This window comes from bacterium, from assembly GCA_023382385.1.
GTDB lineage: Bacteria > Electryoneota > RPQS01 > RPQS01 > RPQS01 > JABWCQ01.
Genome location: JAHDVH010000002.1, coordinates 382,770 through 400,803, shown reverse-complemented (window position 1 = coordinate 400,803; position 18,034 = coordinate 382,770). Strand labels below are relative to the sequence as shown.

Annotated in this window: 15 protein-coding genes and 3 tRNA genes; 16 read left to right on the top strand and 2 right to left on the bottom strand. The window is 54.4% G+C overall.

Annotation, left to right across the window (positions count from 1 at the left end; translation table 11 throughout):
- The first annotated feature begins 64 nt into the window (after positions 1–64).
- From KJZ99_05900 to KJZ99_05880, 5 genes are all read left to right on the top strand, one after another.
- A complete protein-coding gene (locus KJZ99_05900; protein ID MCL4305426.1) occupies positions 65–2,128 on the top strand; it encodes a tetratricopeptide repeat protein in 2,064 nt (687 codons plus the stop codon).
- A gap of 399 nt (positions 2,129–2,527) precedes the next feature.
- Positions 2,528–2,601 (top strand) — tRNA-Arg (locus tag KJZ99_05895).
- Between the two features lie 52 nt (positions 2,602–2,653).
- Entirely contained in the window at positions 2,654–3,160 is a 507-nt protein-coding gene (gene tadA, locus KJZ99_05890; GenBank protein MCL4305425.1) for a tRNA adenosine(34) deaminase TadA, read from the top strand.
- Positions 3,141–4,745, top strand: coding sequence for a hypothetical protein (locus tag KJZ99_05885; GenBank protein MCL4305424.1), 1,605 nt, complete (start codon positions 3,141–3,143; stop codon positions 4,743–4,745). Before tadA ends, KJZ99_05885 begins: the two co-directional genes overlap by 20 nt.
- A gap of 6 nt (positions 4,746–4,751) precedes the next feature.
- Positions 4,752–6,017: a tyrosine--tRNA ligase gene (locus tag KJZ99_05880; protein ID MCL4305423.1), complete on the top strand. Its 1,266-nt coding sequence runs from the start codon at positions 4,752–4,754 to the stop codon at positions 6,015–6,017.
- Between the two features lie 104 nt (positions 6,018–6,121).
- On the opposite strand, the gene KJZ99_05875 is transcribed toward KJZ99_05880, so the two are convergent.
- Positions 6,122–6,481, bottom strand: coding sequence for a cupin domain-containing protein (locus tag KJZ99_05875; protein MCL4305422.1), 360 nt, complete (start codon positions 6,479–6,481; stop codon positions 6,122–6,124).
- A 237-nt stretch (positions 6,482–6,718) separates the two neighbouring features.
- Here KJZ99_05875 and KJZ99_05870 point away from each other — a divergent pair, with 237 nt between their 5' ends.
- From KJZ99_05870 to KJZ99_05845, 6 genes are all read left to right on the top strand, one after another.
- Positions 6,719–7,069, top strand: coding sequence for a helix-turn-helix transcriptional regulator (locus KJZ99_05870; protein MCL4305421.1), 351 nt, complete (start codon positions 6,719–6,721; stop codon positions 7,067–7,069).
- A 13-nt stretch (positions 7,070–7,082) separates the two neighbouring features.
- Positions 7,083–7,901 (top strand): hypothetical protein, encoded by an 819-nt coding sequence (locus KJZ99_05865; protein MCL4305420.1) that lies wholly within the window; start codon positions 7,083–7,085, stop codon positions 7,899–7,901.
- An 80-nt stretch (positions 7,902–7,981) separates the two neighbouring features.
- Positions 7,982–8,069 (top strand) — tRNA-Ser (locus KJZ99_05860).
- A gap of 65 nt (positions 8,070–8,134) precedes the next feature.
- Complete coding sequence (locus tag KJZ99_05855; protein MCL4305419.1) at positions 8,135–8,611, top strand: DinB family protein; 477 nt, start codon at positions 8,135–8,137, stop codon at positions 8,609–8,611.
- A 7-nt stretch (positions 8,612–8,618) separates the two neighbouring features.
- Complete coding sequence (locus KJZ99_05850; protein MCL4305418.1) at positions 8,619–9,740, top strand: DNA alkylation repair protein; 1,122 nt, start codon at positions 8,619–8,621, stop codon at positions 9,738–9,740.
- 42 nt (positions 9,741–9,782) lie between these two features.
- Positions 9,783–9,869, top strand: a tRNA-Ser gene (locus KJZ99_05845).
- A 291-nt stretch (positions 9,870–10,160) separates the two neighbouring features.
- Here KJZ99_05845 and KJZ99_05840 read toward each other — a convergent pair.
- Positions 10,161–11,138, bottom strand: a complete 978-nt coding sequence (locus KJZ99_05840; protein MCL4305417.1) for a PcfJ domain-containing protein — start codon at positions 11,136–11,138, stop codon at positions 10,161–10,163.
- Between the two features lie 971 nt (positions 11,139–12,109).
- Here KJZ99_05840 and KJZ99_05835 point away from each other — a divergent pair.
- The 5 genes from KJZ99_05835 (at position 12,110) to KJZ99_05815 (ending at position 17,996) form a co-directional block, all read left to right on the top strand.
- The gene (locus KJZ99_05835) at positions 12,110–13,885 is read left to right on the top strand and encodes an MFS transporter (protein ID MCL4305416.1); all 1,776 of its coding nucleotides are present in this window, start codon (positions 12,110–12,112) and stop codon (positions 13,883–13,885) included.
- A gap of 20 nt (positions 13,886–13,905) precedes the next feature.
- Positions 13,906–14,499, top strand: coding sequence for a lipocalin family protein (locus tag KJZ99_05830; GenBank protein MCL4305415.1), 594 nt, complete (start codon positions 13,906–13,908; stop codon positions 14,497–14,499).
- Positions 14,500–14,629: 130 nt separating this feature from the next.
- The gene (locus tag KJZ99_05825; GenBank protein ID MCL4305414.1) at positions 14,630–15,880 is read left to right on the top strand and encodes an MFS transporter; all 1,251 of its coding nucleotides are present in this window, start codon (positions 14,630–14,632) and stop codon (positions 15,878–15,880) included.
- A 5-nt stretch (positions 15,881–15,885) separates the two neighbouring features.
- Positions 15,886–17,538, top strand: coding sequence for an AMP-binding protein (locus tag KJZ99_05820; protein ID MCL4305413.1), 1,653 nt, complete (start codon positions 15,886–15,888; stop codon positions 17,536–17,538).
- Between the two features lie 170 nt (positions 17,539–17,708).
- Entirely contained in the window at positions 17,709–17,996 is a 288-nt protein-coding gene (locus KJZ99_05815) for a hypothetical protein (protein ID MCL4305412.1), read from the top strand.
- Positions 17,997–18,034: the final 38 nt, after the last annotated feature.

The following is an 18,034-nucleotide window of genomic DNA, read 5'->3' as shown; positions in this document are numbered from 1 at the left end:
GCGCGGCGCTTGCTTCCCTCGCGCAAAACCCTTAGCTTATCAAACTTGACAGACTGGAGGGTTCATGTCATTTTCGGAAAAGCACTTCAGCAAACTCGCCGCCGCACTAACGGCGCTTTTCGCGTTTGTCCGCTATACGACGTTCGGCCAGCTCGAGAAAACCGTGTTGTTGAAAGTTCCGGTGCTCGACAGCGAGACCTACTATTTGTGGGGGTTTTCGCTGGCGACCGGACACGGTCATCCGGATGGTCCGTTCTGGCTTGGACCGGGCTATCCGCTGTTCATCAGTTGGATCTTCCGTCTCTTCGGAGATCATACTCCCGCCGTGGTTGTGCTGGCGCAGATGTTCCTCTCGTGCGCGACGTTTCTGATTATCCTGCTGCTCACGCGGAAGCTCTTCGGAGCCACCGCCGCACTTGTCGCAGGAGTCATCGGTTTGCTCTACTCGCCGTGGCTTTACTTTGACGGGATGCTGCTTTCCGCGTCGTGGATTCTGTTTTTGAACAGCGGGATGCTCTATCTGCTGCTCGTGCCGGGAGGAATGTGGGAAGGTGAACCGAAGAGGTTGTGGGTGTGGGGAATTGCGGGAGCGTTGTGTGCGCTGTCGGCGATGGCACGGCCATCGGTGCTGCTGTTTGCCGCGTTACTGCTGTTGTACTACGTGTGGCAAATCCGCATGCGCAAGGTGTTCGCGGCGCCGCTGGTGGTGTTCGTGCTCGCGCTGCTGGCTGTGCATCTGCCGATTTCACTGCGCAATGCGACGGCTGGAGGTAGTCCGGTGTTCGTCACGGCGTCCGGCGGTGTAAATTTCTACATCGGCAATCGCGCGGGAGCTTCGGGAATCTATGACGAACTCGATTTCGTCGGTTCGTTCGATGCGCCGACTGAGGCAGAAGGTTTTCGGCGAGAGGCGAGCAAACGCGCGGGGAAGATTCTGACGCTGCCGCAGGCGGCAAATTACTGGCGCGATCAGGCGCTCGGCAATATGACGCGCAATCCGCTTGGTTGGTCGCGGCTGGCGATGAAAAAGTTATGGTGGACGATTCGTAATGAAGAGATTGCCAACAACTTTTCGTTTCGCGCGACGCAACTGGTCGTGCCGATGGTCGACAAATTGCCTCTCCGCTGGGGACTCTTGCTTCCGCTGGCACTGGCTGGTGTGATTCTCAATTGGCATCAGAGACGCAAGTTTGCCGTCTTCGGGCTTTACACGCTCGGTTATCTGCTCACGAGTCTGGTGTTTTTCGCTTCGTCGGAGTATCGTTTTCCGCTGATGGCGATCTTCATTCCGTTGGCAGGTGCGGCTCTGGTGGGAGTTGTGGAGGCGTTTCGGAAGAAAGAGACGGTGCGCGTGACGATTGCGTTAGCGGCTTATCTTGCGTTGCTCCTGCCTGCGAATCTTCCCTCGGCGGAAGCATCGGCGACGGTATTCCCGCGTGTGGATTTTGCGAATCTCGGACAGACCGCGCTGCGGGGCAAGCTGTATTCGGAAGCTATTGCGAGTTTTTCGCGCGCGCTTTCGATTGATCCGAGTAACGATGATGCACGGTTGGGATTGGCGGACGCGTTGTGGGCGACGAGCAATTTTGATCAGGCGCGCGAAGAATACGAGCGGGCGGGAGTTCCGGCGCCGGACGATATTTCCGGTGCGCCGCTGGATTCATTGCAGATGGTGATCAGTGACATTGCGGCGAGCAAGGGCGATTCGGCAGCGCTGGCTTATCTCGATAAGGAGATACCCAACATTGAAAGTTTGCCGGTGCGCGATTTGTGGGTGACGCGGGCGCAATTGCAGGCGCGCCTGCCGGATTATGTGTCGGCGTATCAGTCAATGTCGCGGGCGCACGAACTTGATCCGGACAATCCGGAGTGGCTGCATTGGATGGGGGTATTCGCGCTGCGGCTGGACTATCCGCGCTTGGCGGATTCGCTGTGGGAGGAGGCGGTCAAGCGGTATCCGGCATACGTGCCGTCACGGCTGGCGTTGGGATTTCTGGCGTATGAGTGGGGACATTTTGAAGATGCGGTAGTGCAGTCGCGCGAACTGGACAAGATTCAGATAATGAATGACTCATTACGTGCGAGTGCGAAGCTGCTGGACTCGTTGTTGCGCATTCAGAATTGGTAAGGGATGGTCTGCGCGGTGGGGCCCGTCACGGGGGACCCATGTGACGAACAGATGCTAATATAATACAATATTTACAAAAAGTCAAGTAGTTTTCGTAAAAATGTTGTAAACATTTGGGCAAATTGAGGTTATGGGGGGAAAGCGGGGTCAAGCACTTTATCCAGTATGGCGAGCTGTTCCGGTTGTTGGGAATTCGCTTAGGCGTGACCTACTCTGCGTGGACTCCTTCCTGCTGCCAGTATGACAGAGGAGGAAAAATGGGCGGGACAAACATTACGTGAAAGCGGACAAGGCGAGGTGCGAATGTAAGAGGATGCGCCTTGACTTTAGTCCTCAAAATCCATATACTTGGGTTTACTTGCGACTTGCGTGAAATGTTTGTTTTTCGAGAAGTTGCATGCGCCCGTAGCTCAACTGGATAGAGCGTCTGGCTACGGACCAGAAGGTTTGGGGTTCGAATCCCTACGGGCGTACGAGAAAAAGGATACAGGATAAAGGGAACGTGAGGCGCAGGCCCCGATCGTGATGAACAGCATCCTTGAGTCCTTTGGCAAGCCGGATCATGATCGCTGGATGGGGGCGGCGCTGGCGGAAGCGCAAGCAGCCGCCGAGAAAGACGAAGTCCCGATTGGCTGCGTCATAGTGCATAACGGGGTCGTGATCGGGCGGGGACATAACCTGACCGAAACCCTGCAGGACCCGACCGCGCACGCGGAAATGATAGCCATAACGGCGGCGGCTGAAGCACTCGGCAGCCGCCGTTTATTGGATTGTGCCCTCTATGTGACGTTGGAGCCGTGCGCGATGTGCGCGGGTGCCATCGTTCTGTCCCGGATTCCCTACGTTGTCTACGGCGCGGCGGACCCGAAAGCGGGCGCCACGGACAGTCTCTACAACCTGCTTTCCGATCCGCGACTTAATCATCGCAGTCACCTCGTGCGGAACGTGCGAGGCGCGGAATGCTCCGAACTTCTCTCTGCGTTTTTTGCAAAGAAGCGAGAAGACAAAAAGCTTGGCCACCCCGACTACTAATCCGATTGAGCAACTGCGCACGCGCCTCGCGCAACGCGCCGACAGCAACTTACCCGTCTGGCCGGTGGCCGTCAAGCCATGCGCCGAACGCAATGCGCTTGCGTTGCTGATGGGAACACTGTTAGGCAAGCTGCCGAACGACGATGTCGCGCCGCTCGTCCGGCCGATTCTGCTCGAACAGCTTGAGAACGGGTCGTGGGGCAACGACGTTTCGCACACGCTGGAGATTGTGCAGGCGCTAAGTCAGTCGCAGCGACCGGAAGCCAGACCGGCGCTGTCCAGAGCGGTGGATTGGTTGGAAGCTCATCCTTCCAAGAAGCAGCTGCGCGTGGAAACGCTGTTGCTGTTGGGTCACGCGACGGGACTCGGCGCGCCACTGCGATACAAACAGATTGCCAAGCCTGCGCTGCATGCGGCACTGGAATGGAGTCTCCGTCACGCAGTGCGTTCTCGCAAGCTCGCCGCGCATCTGCTGATGAACGACCCCGGGACGGATGCGGAGCGCGTGTCGCAGTTGATTCGCAGACAGCACAGCGACGGTTCGTGGAACGGCGACGCGCGCACGACGACACTTGCGATGTCCGCTTTGCGTCAAGCAGGCTTGCCCGCGAGTGACACGCTGTTTGAACGAGGATACAGATTTTTGCGTGTGCTGCAGCAGTGGGACGGCGAGGACCTTGTGCAAGCTCCGAACGACGTCTCGATGGCACTGCACGCGATGGTGTTGCGGTCGCTGCTGCTGGCGGGCATGGAGCCGAACGATGTCGCCGGTCACGCGCTGTTACTCGCACATTCGCAGGATGCTTCCGGCGGGTGGTCGATCGGCAGCGGACAGCCGGTGGACGTGATGACGACCGCGTTGGCGTTGGACGCGCTGTCTTTGTTCGGAGACGAGCCGCTGGAGACGCGCTGGGCGAGACGGCGCGCGGTTGAGTTTCTCTCGGCCGTGCAGTTGCGCGACGGAAGTTTTGCATTGTTGCCGCGCGGGAATTGGTTGGCGCGTCGTGGTGTGATGACACATGCAAGCCTTGAAGCCACGAGTCTTGCTTTGCTCGCGCTGTGTGAAAGCGGTGAGACGGGTGCAGTGCGGGCGATGAATAAAGCCGCGCATTTCGTCAGGCGGGCACAGTCACGCGACGGTTCGTTTCCGCGTTCGACGATGCAGTCGCAACTTGTCTCAACGGTTTTGGCCGTAGAAGCGCTCGACGCATTCGGCGGTCACCGAGTGCAGGTGGAACGTTCGCTCGAGTGGATTATCGGGAAGCAGCACGTGCTGGGCGGATTCGGTGAAGCCGGCGGGTTGACTTCGTGGCACACGGCGATGGCGATTCGCGGATTGAGTTTGCGTCCCGCGCGGTTTGCCGAGCAGTTGGTCAGCGCACGCGAGCATCTCAATTTGCGACAGGACGACGAGACGAAGTGGTGGGTTGACTCCGCTCCGAATCTGTGTGTGCCAAGCAGCAACGAGGTGCTAGCGGTGAACGATGTCACTGCGATCGCGGCTTTGGAAGCTCTGCATACAGGCAGCCGAGTTCGAGCACAACGCACACGGATGCAACGCAAGTACGAAGCTCCGCGAGGATAGATTCCGGTGACGCTCTTCGAAGAATTTCAGTGGCGCGGGCTGATTTTCGACGCCACCGCGGAGACGGCGGAAGCGGTGAAATCGCCGTTGGTCGTGTATTCCGGTTTTGATCCGACGGCGAAGTCGCTGCACGTGGGAAGTCTGGTTCCGTTGCTGCAGCTGCGGCGCTGTCAATTTTTCGGTCACACTCCGATTGCGTTGGCGGGCGGCGGGACGGGAATGATCGGCGATCCGTCGGGGAAGTCGGCAGAGCGGAATCTGCAGACGCTTGAGCAGATCTCCGAGAACATGATCGGGATGGAGAAGCAGCTGCGGCACTTTCTCGATTTTGACGCGAAGAGCAATCCTGCGCGGCTTGTCAACAACGCCGAATGGCTGAACAAAGTCACGATGGTCGAATTTCTGCGCGAGATCGGGAAGAATTTTTCGGTCAACGTGATGATGCAGAAAGAATCCGTGCGGCGCAGACTGGAAAGCGAAGACGGAATCTCCTACACCGAGTTCACGTACAGTCTGATGCAGGCGTATGACTATCTGATGCTCTTCGACCGCTACCAGTGCACGCTGCAAATCGGAGGGAGCGATCAGTGGGGCAATATCACGGCGGGAACGGATCTGATCCGACGGAAGCGACAAGGCAAAGCGCACGCGCTGGTCTTTCCGCTGTTGACGACAGCCAGCGGACAGAAGTTCGGCAAGACTGAGGCGGGGAACGTGTGGCTGGACGCAGAGATGACGTCGCCGTATCAGTTCTATCAGTATTGGTATAACACCGACGACCGCGACGTGGAGCGCAATCTCAAGACGTTTACGTTCTTGCCGCGCGAGCAGATTGCGGAACTTGCGGAAGCGACGGCGAGTTCACCGGAGAAGCGTGAAGCGCAAACCGTGCTGGCACGCGAAGTAACGTTGCTGGTGCACGGCGCTGCGGGCGTGCACTCGGCGGAGCGCGCTGCAAAGGTGTTGTTCGGCGGTGAGCTGGACGGCCTGAGCGCGAAAGATGTGTTGGGGATTTTTGCGGATGTGCCGTCGCACGCACTGGAGCGTGGCGCTCTCGAACAGGGCAGGAACGTGGTGGATCTGGTGGTGGACGCGGGACTCTTCAAGTCGAAGGGCGAAGCGCGGCGGATGATCGAGGCGGGCGGGGTGTATGTCAACAACGTGCGGATCAGCGACGCCTCACACACTGTAAATGCTGCGCAGGCGATAGACGGGGAGCTGCTCGTGCTGCGCAAGGGGAAGAAGGAGTATCTCGTAGTAAGAAGTTCCTGATTCGCCACTGCATGAAGAGGTTGTCCTTTGCACACAATGGCGAATCAGGCTGTCAGGCAGTCGGCGCTACGGTTTCAGATTCGATGAATTCCGAGAGCGATTCGCTATTTCTTCGACGCGTACTCTACCATTCCATGCCAATCCACGACCACAACGGGTTCGTCACCGACCACCCATGCGTCGTGACCAGAAGGAAAGAGTGAAACGTCTCCCGGTTTGCACTCAAATTCCGTTCCATCGTCCATGCGAACCCTGAGAGTTCCCGAGACGTGATATTGGAAGTGGGGCGCTTCGCAACTCTTAGTTTGAGCAATCGGCTGAAGGGATGTCGACCATCTCCATCCCGGTTCAAAGGTTGCCCGACCAATTGTAACACCGCCAACTTGCACTAATTCCAGTTTTCCCAAGGGAAACTCGCGCACTTCATCGGGCGTCGCGAGACTCTTCTTAGCGGCGGAATTCAGATTAGCAGTTCCGTCGGCAGCCCACAATTGAGGGGTTAAGCAGAGCGCGAGAAGAGGGATTAAGATTCCAAGCGTTCTCATGGTGACTCCTGTCTTTTGCGGTTGTAAGGGTTGCGGGTGATTCAGGTCAGAGCTACATTGCATCTCTTCGGTGAAGGTAATGAGTAAATTACCTTCAATCAAGTGCTTACAATTTTGTAACATGGTGCGAGGAAGTATACCAAGGGTGGGGCCGCGATGTTCAAAGTTCATGACCAAGAATTCGAATGCTACATTGAGTTTACATTACGAATTCTCAGAGGCAAATGGAAAACCTTGATTCTGTGGAATCTTAAAGATGGCACCAAGCGCTTCGGTGAACTGAGGAAACAGATCGACGGGTGCACTCAGAGAATGCTGATTCATCAGCTTCGGGAACTTGAAAGGGACGGGATAATCAGGCGGGAGATTTTCCCTCAGATTCCGCCGCGCGTGGAGTACTCAATGACAAAGTGCGGCGAATCTTTGAAACCAATTCTTGAACTTGCCTGCGAATGGGGAGTTGCAAGGGCAAAAGAGCTGAACGGAAGCGAAAGCGCTGTGATGTAAAGGGTGGGTAGTCATGAAAAGATATGTGCTACAGATTTTCCTTGTCGCGATCATTGTCGCCACCTCTGCGTTTGCCTATGACATCAACGATTTTGTGCGCGAGGCCAAGGCGCATCATGCGAAGCATCAGGATGCGCTGAACGGCGTCATGCTGGAGATACGGGGAGAAATCACGCAGCCGAAGCAGGACGTCTTCACAATAGACGCGACTTATTACGCGCGGGGAAGCCAGTGGCGCACGGACGCGACGCTCTTCAAGGAAGGCAGCAGCGACGGATTTCCGTTAACGGTGCTGTTCGACGGGCAGCAGGTGTGGGCGAAGATACTGGGGATGAAGCTGAAAGTTCCGCGCGGAGACGTGGACAACCGCGTGCGTGGTTATCTTTACTGGGAGGAACCGGCGGCAGGTTCGGTGCTCGTCGGCGAAGAGTACGTGCAGGGACGCTTGTGCCGTGTGATCACGACGCCGCTCAAAGAGTCCAACGGCAAAGATATCACGATGACGAGCTGGTATGACAAGGAACACTTTGTGCTGGTTCAGTCGGAGAGCACCCTGGACTCGAAACCGGTGCGCATGGAGTTTTCGGATTTTCGGGAAGTGCGCGCGGGTTACGTAATTCCGCACGAGTTGCGGGCGGTGCAGGATGGATCACAGATCTTTAATGCGCGAATTACCGGTGTTGCTTCTGGATCGGCTGTGAGCAACGCGCTGTTTGACTCCGCTCAACTTGGCGGTGAGAGCTTCCCGGACATGAGCGCGCTAATGCGCACGATGAAGATTTTCGGTTCGGTGTTCACGAACGAGGTGTCGAAACTTCTGCAGGGCGAATAGGATCTGACGCTCTCGAGAAGAGAGTGGATATGTAGATTGAGAAATTGCAACGGGTCATCGACCGGCCCGGAGCAAAGTAAGGAGAGATGGCAGAGTGGTCGAATGCGGCGGCCTCGAAAGCCGTTGTACCGCTTGTCGGTACCGGGGGTTCGAATCCCTCTCTCTCCGCAACGGACACTGCCCCGGTCAGGAAACAGCCGGGGCAGTATCGCCCCATCGAACAGAGTATCAGGATGACTACAGACGACTTGCTCGCTCAACTGGGATTCTGCCACTTCTGCATCATCACGAATCTTGAGGAGGTGACGGAAGCGCAAGCGTTGCAGGAACCGAAACCTTCCGGTAATCCAGTAAACTATGTGCTGGGGCACATCGTGGCTTATCGGACGCACGTATGCAAGATTCTGGAAGTGAAGCATCCGTGGAACGACGCGAAGTTTTCCGTTTATGACGAATCGTGGCCAAAGACAGACAAGGCAAAGCTCCTGAGTCTCGCGAAACTCAAAGCGGATGAAGAGCAGACTCACGCGATTCTAAAAGCAGGGATTGAGAATTTCGCAATCGACTGGGATGATCTGTGGCCGCAGCGCAAAGAAGGCAGTCTACAAACTTACGGTCGGCGCGTGCAATTCTTCTTACAGCACGAGGCGTATCACGCGGGACAGTTGGGAAGCCTGAGAAGATCGTTGGGTTTGCCGGGAAAGATTTAGGGGTCACATGAGTAAGGCAACGGTTAAACTCATTGATGGCAAAGCGTCCGCCGAGAGTTACTTCAAAACGCTGGCCAAACCGCAACGCGAAATCGCTGAAGCACTTCATGCTCTGATCGCAAGCACATTGCCGAAGGTAAAAGTGCGCGTCAGGTGGGGGTATCCGTGGTACGAATTGAACGGCGAGAATGTCGCATATCTTGCGGGAGTGGCAAAGCGTATCAACTTCGGATTCCCGCGCGGAGCAGAGCTTGACAGCGATTTGCTCGAAGGGGCTGGAAAGGGCATGAGGCATGTCAAGGTTGCGTCTCTTGGAGAAATTCAGCCGCGCAAGTTTGCATCGTTGTTGAGAGAAGCGGCAAAGCTGAGCAACAAGGTGGACGCTAAGCCCGCCAAGAGCGCGGCTAAGGCGACACGTTCAAAAGAGGCTTCCGGTTCTCCGAACGGAACTCACGGCTGGACATTCGAGACCTTGATGGCCGAGATGAAGAAACTCGGAACGGCGCAGGCCGTGAAGATTTATAAGCGTCACGGCATGTCTGAGCCGATGTTTGGTGTCAGCTTTGCGGAGTTGAACAAGCTTAAGAAGAAGATTAAGGTTGATCACGCTTTGGCGCAAGAATTGTGGGCATCAAAGAATGCCGATGCGCGAAATCTGGCGATGATGATTGCGGATCCGGATCAATTTTCAGCAAGCGAAATCGATCGTTGGGTTAAGGACCTGGGAAACTACGGCGTCTGTATGATGCTGGGCAATCTAATCGGCAAGACGAAGTTTGCGCACTCCAAGGCGGAGACATGGATCAAGTCGAAAGACGAATGGATTAGTCAAACAGGCTGGACGATAGTGGGCGGATTGGCACTAAATTTGAAGTCCGGATTGCCGGATTCATATTTCGAGGACCGGCTCAAGATCATCGAAAAAGAGATCCACAGCGCGAAGAACTACACTCGTTACGCGATGAACAACGCTGTGATTTGTATTGGCGGGAGAAACGAAAAACTGCGCAGACTTGCAGTCGCCACGGCGAAAAGAATCGGCAAGGTTCATGTGGATCACGGCCAGACAAACTGCAAGACACCGGAGGCAGTTTCCTACATCGAGAAGATGTGGGCGAGAAAGAGATAGATTAGTTTGAAGACGATCGCCGTTCTTCGAGAGCGGCGTGCTGGAGAGGTGGCCGAGTGGTTGAAGGCACACGCTTGGAAGGCGTGCATACGGGAAACCGTATCGGGGGTTCGAATCCCCCTCTCTCCGCAGATGACTTAGCCCTTGACATGATGATGTCAGGGGCTTTGTGTTTCGGATGATCATGGTTCTACACTGTGTCGACACTTGCTTCATTTCTATTCGGCATATCACAGCGAAAAGTGCAGACTGTTGCACGGCTCGGCTTTTGGTTAGTGAATCGTTTTTCTGCAAGCGCGCGGTGGATGGAACTGTTTGGTTACTATCTGTCATAGATCAAATCTGATCTTGTGTCCAACGCTGGATAAGAGTCGCAAAGTCGATAGATGCGATCGCTTTACCTATAACGGCAGAGTCGGATCAGAATGGCGCATCATCGGCGAAGGGGGGCGGTTCGTCAATGTCAGTCTCGATGTTGAGTCTATGTGTTGCGTGATTCTCGGAAGAACCGGTCGAGTCTTCATGCTTCGATATCCAGTCGTGCACCGTACGCTGGACCTCAAGAGGTGCGGTACCGTTGCAAACTGAGCGAAGTTGATCCACACTCCATTGATTTGATTCCGCCACCCAGGCAATGGAGAGGGTGCAGCGAACAGGTTCCCGAACGGAATAGAGGTAGAGTCTCTTTCCGCGAATTGCAGTCAAGTAACTGGGCGATGCTACGCAATTTCTCATGGAGTTGCCTTCATCAATCATCTCGTCAAGCGAATCGATGGGAACAATGTCAGGCGTTCCGGGAATTGGCGGATCGGGAAAGGAAGTGTCGCCTTTGCACAGTTCATAGAGATTGCGTCGAGTGGCAAGTGACCGCCAAAGTTGATGAAGTTCATCGAATGACTTTCTGCTTGCGAGTTTAGACGTTCGAATTCCGAGCTTGGTACCGATCTCGATGCAGTCAAGCAGCAGGCGGGCCGTTTCCGGATAGCTGTCTTCCTGCGTAGCTTGGGAAACTTGGGAAAGCAGAGACATGTTGGCCCACGGCAGCAGTTTGGAATCTGTGACAATGCGCAATACTCCGGCGTTCAAGCGAGGCAAGTGCGAGAGTTGCTTTGTCGTCACACTATCTTTAACAGCATCACGCAGGTATAACAATCTTGTGATGTTCAACGCTGGATGAATAACCCGCGATGTAATTCGTCGAACCTGCTGTGTGGGAGGAAATCCCAGCCAATTCAGAATATCGCGCTGGTCGCGTCCGGCCTTCAAAAGATTCCGGGCACTCGACAAGTGACGCTTGACCGGATGAAAGACCCAACCAGATGACAGCGCATATGCAAGTGCAGGATTGGTCTGCAGCAAATCCGCACCCGGCTTGCCACAGCGCGCGGCGAGTTGCAACAGGTGCCAATGTCGACAGGGATAATAGTGAACACTTCGGCGAATTTCTCTTGGAATAAGACCGTGCCAACACAACTCGGCGATTCTGTTTTTCTGCCAGCGAATCTCCCGATCAGATAGAGCGAAATAGAAGGACAGTTGTAGTCCAGGAGTCCAAGGGGGAATGACAGTAAGTTTAGGTCTGATGTATCGCCACTGTGGATTCTCCGCGGTTTTTTGCCAAGCCATCAAGTCCGGCCAGCCGCGAACTACCAAGATCTCATTTCTCTTGAAGACTCGGAGTTTACGTGACCTTTCATCGAAGGCCTTTCCCGGCTGGATGAATGGCAGTCTGGCTCGTATTTGTGTCGCGGACATGTGAATGCTTGTTTGTGCCGATAGTTGAGCGAAAGGCATGATGCAACGCTTTCTATTTATCTAGCACTGAATCCACAGATCCACAAGCTTCTAACTGTGAGTCCCCGTGATCGAAAATCTAAGTTCTAAACTTGCAAATGCAGCTATCTTCAAACGATAACTCTTTCCAAGCTAAATGAACGAGCTTACTAAGAGGAATTTCTAAGAAATCGACTGGAAATGAAGTTGTTTCCTTTCATAATTTAGAGTTGAGAAAACCCGAATCCTTGAAGCGTATTGAGTGGTATTTGCCTCAAGTCGGACTGTTGCGGAGTCGTGGACGAACGTGGGATCCGGCGGATTTGACCGTCGTTCCTGGCTTCCTACAAGCTCGGGACTTCGAGAGAGTGGCATGGAGTAGCGCTTTCAGACGCTACTCAAGGTGTTCTTACAGATGAACGCCCCATGTCCCGCCCGAAGAACGGGGCCATCACATTGTGAAAACGTCACATTAGGGGCGGTTTGAGGGGCAGGCAGCCGTCTTGAATGCGGGATTCCTGGCCATACTGGTTTGATTTCGTGGTGCGAAGTCCCTATCTTGAGCCAACCTACGTTTCACCCACACGGGTATCTCAATGACAGCTACTCCAATCTCCCCTGACGCGGCCAAGCGTCCGCGCTCCAAATTGCCGCAGAGCTTCTGGGTCGCCAACACGATGGAAATCTTCGAGCGGCTCGCCTGGTATGGCTTTTTTGCCGTCTCGACCCTCTACATCACCGGTTCCAAGGCAGAAGGCGCGCTCGGTTTCACCTCCGAGCAGCGCGGCATGTTGCAGGGTATCGTTCCGTTCATTCTCTATCTCCTGCCCGTCGTGTTTGGCGCATTGGGCGACCGCTTCGGCTACAAGAAGACCTTCATCGTCGCCTACACACTACTCGTGCCTGGATACTACCTGCTCGGTCAGTTCCACTCGTTCGGTGCCTTCTTCATGGCCTTTCTTTTTGTTGCCATTGGTGCCGCGATTTTCAAACCGGTGGTCGTGGGAACGGTGGCCCGAACCACGGACGAAACAAATTCGTCCATGGGCTTCGGCATCTTCTACATGATGGTTAACATCGGCGGATTCATCGGGCCGATCGTCGCGGGAATGGTGCGAGTGAGATACGGTTGGGATTGGGTGTTCATCGCTTCTTCGTTCTGGATCGCCTGCAATTTCTTCTGGCTCCTGTTCTTCTATAAAGAGCCGACTACCGAAGCCACCAGCGGTGAGAAACGCTCGATAAAGCAGGTGCTGTCGGGAATCGTGGAGGTGCTGGGCAATGGCCGCTTTTTCCTCTTGGTCTTTGTTCTGCTGACGCTGCTGGCGATTTCCGGCCGTTACATTTCGTGGAATCAAATGTTGGTCATCGGTGCAGTGTGGGTAGTGTTGAATCTGCTGCTTGATGTTCCGTTGCGCGCACGGGCCAAGAAAGCTTTGGCGTCGTCTTGGCTCATGCAGCCGCTCAAGCTCGGCAATTGGAAGTTCGCTCTCTACCTGCTGATTCTGTCAGGTTTCTGGACTTCGTTTAATCAGATCTTTCTAACCATGCCTGAGTACATTCGTGACTTCGTGGATACGAGCGACATGGTCAATACGGCGCGCAACTGGGTAGGCGAAGATTTCGCCCGCGAGTTCGCAGCAGTCAATGAAGATCTGCTTGCTTCCGAAATCCACACTGCCGCCGCGATGCGCAAAGGCGAAGTCGGGACGATGCTTAGTGCGGAGGAGACTGCGAAAATCCGGCGCACGCTGTTTGACTTCAAAGTGCGCGTGCCTGAGGAGGACATTCGGGCCTCCATTGCCGCGCTGCCCGCTGCGTCCAACGGGAAAGAACCATGGAGTGCGGATTCGGCCGCAGTCAAAGCTCTGGCGCACACGTGGGCAGAGAAGTATCGGCAGGTCAATCCCGAGTATATCATCAACATCGACGCGGGAGCAATCGTCGTCTTTCAGGTGCTTGTTTCGTTCCTGATAGGTTTCTTCCCGCCGCTGTCCGTAATGGTCATCGGAATTATTGTTTCGGCGATCGGTATCGGTATGAGCGCGTGGCTTGCGACGGGATGGCTGGTGACGCTTGCGATAACCATTTTTGCATTCGGCGAAATGATCGCTTCTCCAAAGAGTCAGGAATACGTTGGCCGTATTGCACCGCAGCAAAAGGTGGCGATGTACATGGGATTCTACTTTTGGACCATCGCTCTTGGGAATATCTTCGGAGGTCGGCTTTCGGGTGAACTCTACGGCACGCTGGCGCGCGATCAGGGACGACCAGACTTGATGTGGATGATCTTCGGAGGATTGGCGCTGGCAACGGCCATCATCCTTGTTCTATATGACAAGCTGATCCTGAAAAAGGGAAATCCGGAGTAAAACCTTGCTTTCGGAGCCTTATGCGTTATTCGCTTTGTTATCCCAAGCATGGGGGTAAACCCCAATGCGTACGTTTACTTTTAGCTCTCGCACTTCTCGGCCTCATTCTGAATGCAACTGCGGACAGCATGCCAACACTGAATACCGTTCCCGAAGTCGATTTGAATCGGTACGTCGGCACGTGGTATGAGATCGCACGACTGCCTAACTGGTTTCAGAAGAAGTGCTCGGCTGATGTAGTCGCCACATATACTCTCTTGCCGGACGGGCGAGTCAGCGTTGTGAATAGCTGCAAGGGCAAGAACGGTCTCACGACGCAAGCAGAAGGCATTGCAAGACGGGCGACAGCAAACGGACCGAACTCGAAACTGAAAGTTCGTTTTGCTCCGAAGTTGCTCTCTTTCCTTCCATTTGTGTGGGGAGACTATTGGATCATTAGCCTCGCGTCTGACTACAGTTATGCTGCCGTGGGTGAGCCAAGCCGCAAGTATCTTTGGATTCTATCCCGCGCTCCGCAGATGGAGGATGCTCTCTTGCAGAGCATCCTCGATGAGATCAAACGACTGGGTTACGATTTGTCCGGTCTGATTAGAACAGAGCAAGCAGGACAATAGCATCTGATCAATCCTCCACTTTGCCAAGATTCTAACACCTTTTCAATTCTGCTCAATGTCTGCAACAAAAGGTACTTCTTCGCCCATAGCTGACTCCGAGAATCTCTCGCTGCGAGAGAGTTTTCGAATCATGACCCGCGCTTCACGCGCATACTGGCTTGTTAACCTTGTCAACTTCGGTGACGGAATCGCCTACTTCGGCATTCTGAATTTGCTGACGTTGTTCATCCACGATCAGCTGGGGTTGACCGACCAGATGACCGGCGTGGCCGTCTCGATGTTTACGGGTGCGGTCACGCTGTTTATGTTTTTTGGCGGCTTTGTCTCGGATCGGCTGGGAGTGCGCAAGGCGCTGATGGTTTCGCTGCTGCTGTTACTTGTGGGCCGCATCTTCCTCACCTCAAGCCCTCTGTTTGACGCATCCGAGATTATGCTCTGGACAAGCCTCGCGTTAATGGCGCTCGGGACCGGCGTCCTGCAGCCGTCGCTCTACGCAGGTGCAAAGGAGTTCTCCGACCCGCGGACTTCCGCAATCAGCTACAGTTTGATCTATGCGATCATGAACTTCGGGATTGTGATTGAAAGTTATGTCTCACCTTACATCCGCGAGCGCGGCGGCATTGAATCGGTGTTCTGGACGATGGCCGCAGTGAACGGGGTAGTGCTGTTGGCGATACTCTTGCTGTTTACACGCAAAGTGGAAGATCATGACCGCGTCGTGCACATAAAGCTGGAGCACTCTGAACGACTAACATTGAGTCAGAAACTTAGATCGCTCCCGATTCTGGATTCGCGATTTATGGCTTTCATATTTGTGCTATTGCCGGTGCGAACAATGTTTGCGCATCAGTGGTTGACCATGCCGCACTACATAATGCGCTGCTTTCCAGATGCAGTTGGCGCGCGCTACGAGTGGTTTCAGGGACTGAATCCTCTGATCATCACCTTTGCCGTGCCGCTCGTCGCGGCGATGACGCGCAAAGTGAATGTTATCTCCATGATGATCGTCGGGACCGTAGTGTCGGCATTGTCCACATTCATCCTTGCGACAACACCGGACGTAACGCTGCTCATCACCTATATTCTGGTATTTTCGCTGGGGGAAGCCATCTGGTCGAGCAGGTTCTTTGAATACGTAGCGGAACTTGCTCCTGCCGGCCAAGTTGGCGCGTATATGGGATTGGCAGGGATACCGTGGTTTCTTGCCAAGTTCACGACGGGTTTGTACTCTGGAACAATGCTCGAACACTTCATCCCCGAACAGGGCGCACAAGACAGCGGAACCCTATGGGCAATCTATGGTCTAATTGCCTTGGTTTCGCCAATTGGTTTGCTCCTGATTAGGAAATGGATCAGGAAACCCGCAAAGGTGCAAGGATAGCAGCTATGGCGGGAGTAATTGCCGACACAATCCCCGCACTATTTCGTGCAGCAGCAGCTAAGCGATCCGCTGAGCCGTTCCTGCAGTATCGGAAGGGTGAAGAAATCTTCCGGCTTACCTACGGCGATGTTCTGACAAAGATCGAAGGACGTGCGAGGAGTTTACTTCACGCGGGTCTTCAGAAGAATGATCGGATCGCGTTGCTTGGGGAGAATAGCAGCGACTGGGTGATAGCGTATCTCGCCATTTTGCAGGCCGGATGCATTGTTGTGCCGATAGATTCGCTCATGCCACTTGCTGAGATTCTGCATGTCCTCGAACTGTCCGATGCAAGTCTTGTGCTCTGTTCCGAGCGTTTTGTGACTCAGCTTCAAGAGATTCAAGACAAGCAAAAACATCTGGTGAGAGTCGAATGCTTCACGCAAGTAACGGGCGCGGAAGACGATGCGAATTTGGAAGATGTCCCGTTCGACCGGCGTCCGACGGATGTGGCGGCTGTGATCTTTACATCCGGGACTACCGGTCACTCGAAAGGCGTTGTACTCACGCATGAGAACCTGATTTCCAACGTGTTGGCGTGCTGCGAGGTTTGCGAGATAGAGGCGGAAGACAATTTCCTGTTGCTGTTGCCGCTGCATCATACGTTCGCCAGCACGGTCACGATGCTGCTTCCGATCGCGAAAGGTGCTCGTGCGACACTTGCTACCAGCTTTCGCTCCCGCGACGTCATTGATGACATACGCATCTGCGGAGTCAGCGTGCTGGTAGGTGTTCCGCAACTGTTCGAAAATATCAAGATCGGCATTCTGCGTGCCGTTGATTCATCATCGACGATGAAGCAAACGCTTTTCTATGCTTTGATGTGGATCTCGCAATGCATTCGGCCTCTCGGTCTGAATCCAGGTCGCACTCTTTTCAAGTCACTCCGTGTAAAAGCTGGACTGAGTTCGGTTCGACTCATGGTTTCCGGCGGTGCAGCTCTGCCGGTTGTTGTGAACAAGTTCTTCGAGTCGCTGGGCTTTGTGCTGGTTCAAGGCTATGGACTGACCGAAACCAGTCCGGTCCTCTGCGTTAACCCGCCGGCGAGAAACAAGATTGGTTCGGTGGGACCCGCATTGCGAGGTGTCACTCTGAGGATCAAGGATCCCAATCAGGCTGGAATCGGCGAAGTATGCGCACGTGGGCCAAACATCATGCAGGGGTACTATGAAAACCCGGACGCAACAAGCCGCGTGTTGCAGGAGGGCTGGCTGCATACCGGGGATGCAGGGTATCTCGATCGTGACGGGTATTTGTATTTGACGGGTCGGCTCAAGAATGTGATTGTCACGTCGGCGGGAAAGAATGTGTATCCGGAGGAAATTGAGGCTAAACTGATGGCAGAGGAGGCGATCTCCGATGCTTTGGTGCTCGCGGTGGAGCGAAAGGGCGGAAGGGGAGAGAAACTGTGCGCGCTGATAAAACTGGATGATGAGTACGTCCAACTTCACTCGTCGCAAAAATCTCCCGAGGAGATTGCAACTGAAGTCATCCGCAGATACAACAGTAGTTCACCGGCGTATCAAAACATTCGAGAGTGGCGGTTGCTTGAAGGTGAATTTGAGAAGACCTCCACGCGCAAGATAAAACGATTTCTCTATAGTGACTACTTTCATTAGCGTGAGTGCCAGAACGAGGCTGTGCTGAATGTGATAACTGCAGGATTTTTAGCGGAGTTCCGTGTGATGGTATTTCGGCTCAGGGTCTTGTGGTGCAAAAGCGGCCGCGGAAATCTGTGTACATGCTGGAATATTATTAACTATACACTTGCGTGACTGAGGAGTTACAAATGGATTTTAGTTTACCGATAACTACTGATTGGCTTAATGATCTGACTTGGACTAAGGTTGGTTTGGGGCTGCTCGCTGTAATTGTCGTGTTCGGGATTATCAGCAAGGTGGCGTCATTCTTCCTGTGGCCGCTTGTGCGAGGTGTCATTGCAGGTGTTGCCTGTTTTCTTCTGCTAACCTGGGCCGCCACTCACTATCAGACCGCACTCGAGCTTAGGTGGGCAATCGGTATCAGTGCTTTAGTCGCCATCGTGGCAGTCTTTGTCAGACGACCGAAGTCCGATTAATGAGAACTCGGCATCGCCGCCGTTAGTTTCTCGAGTAG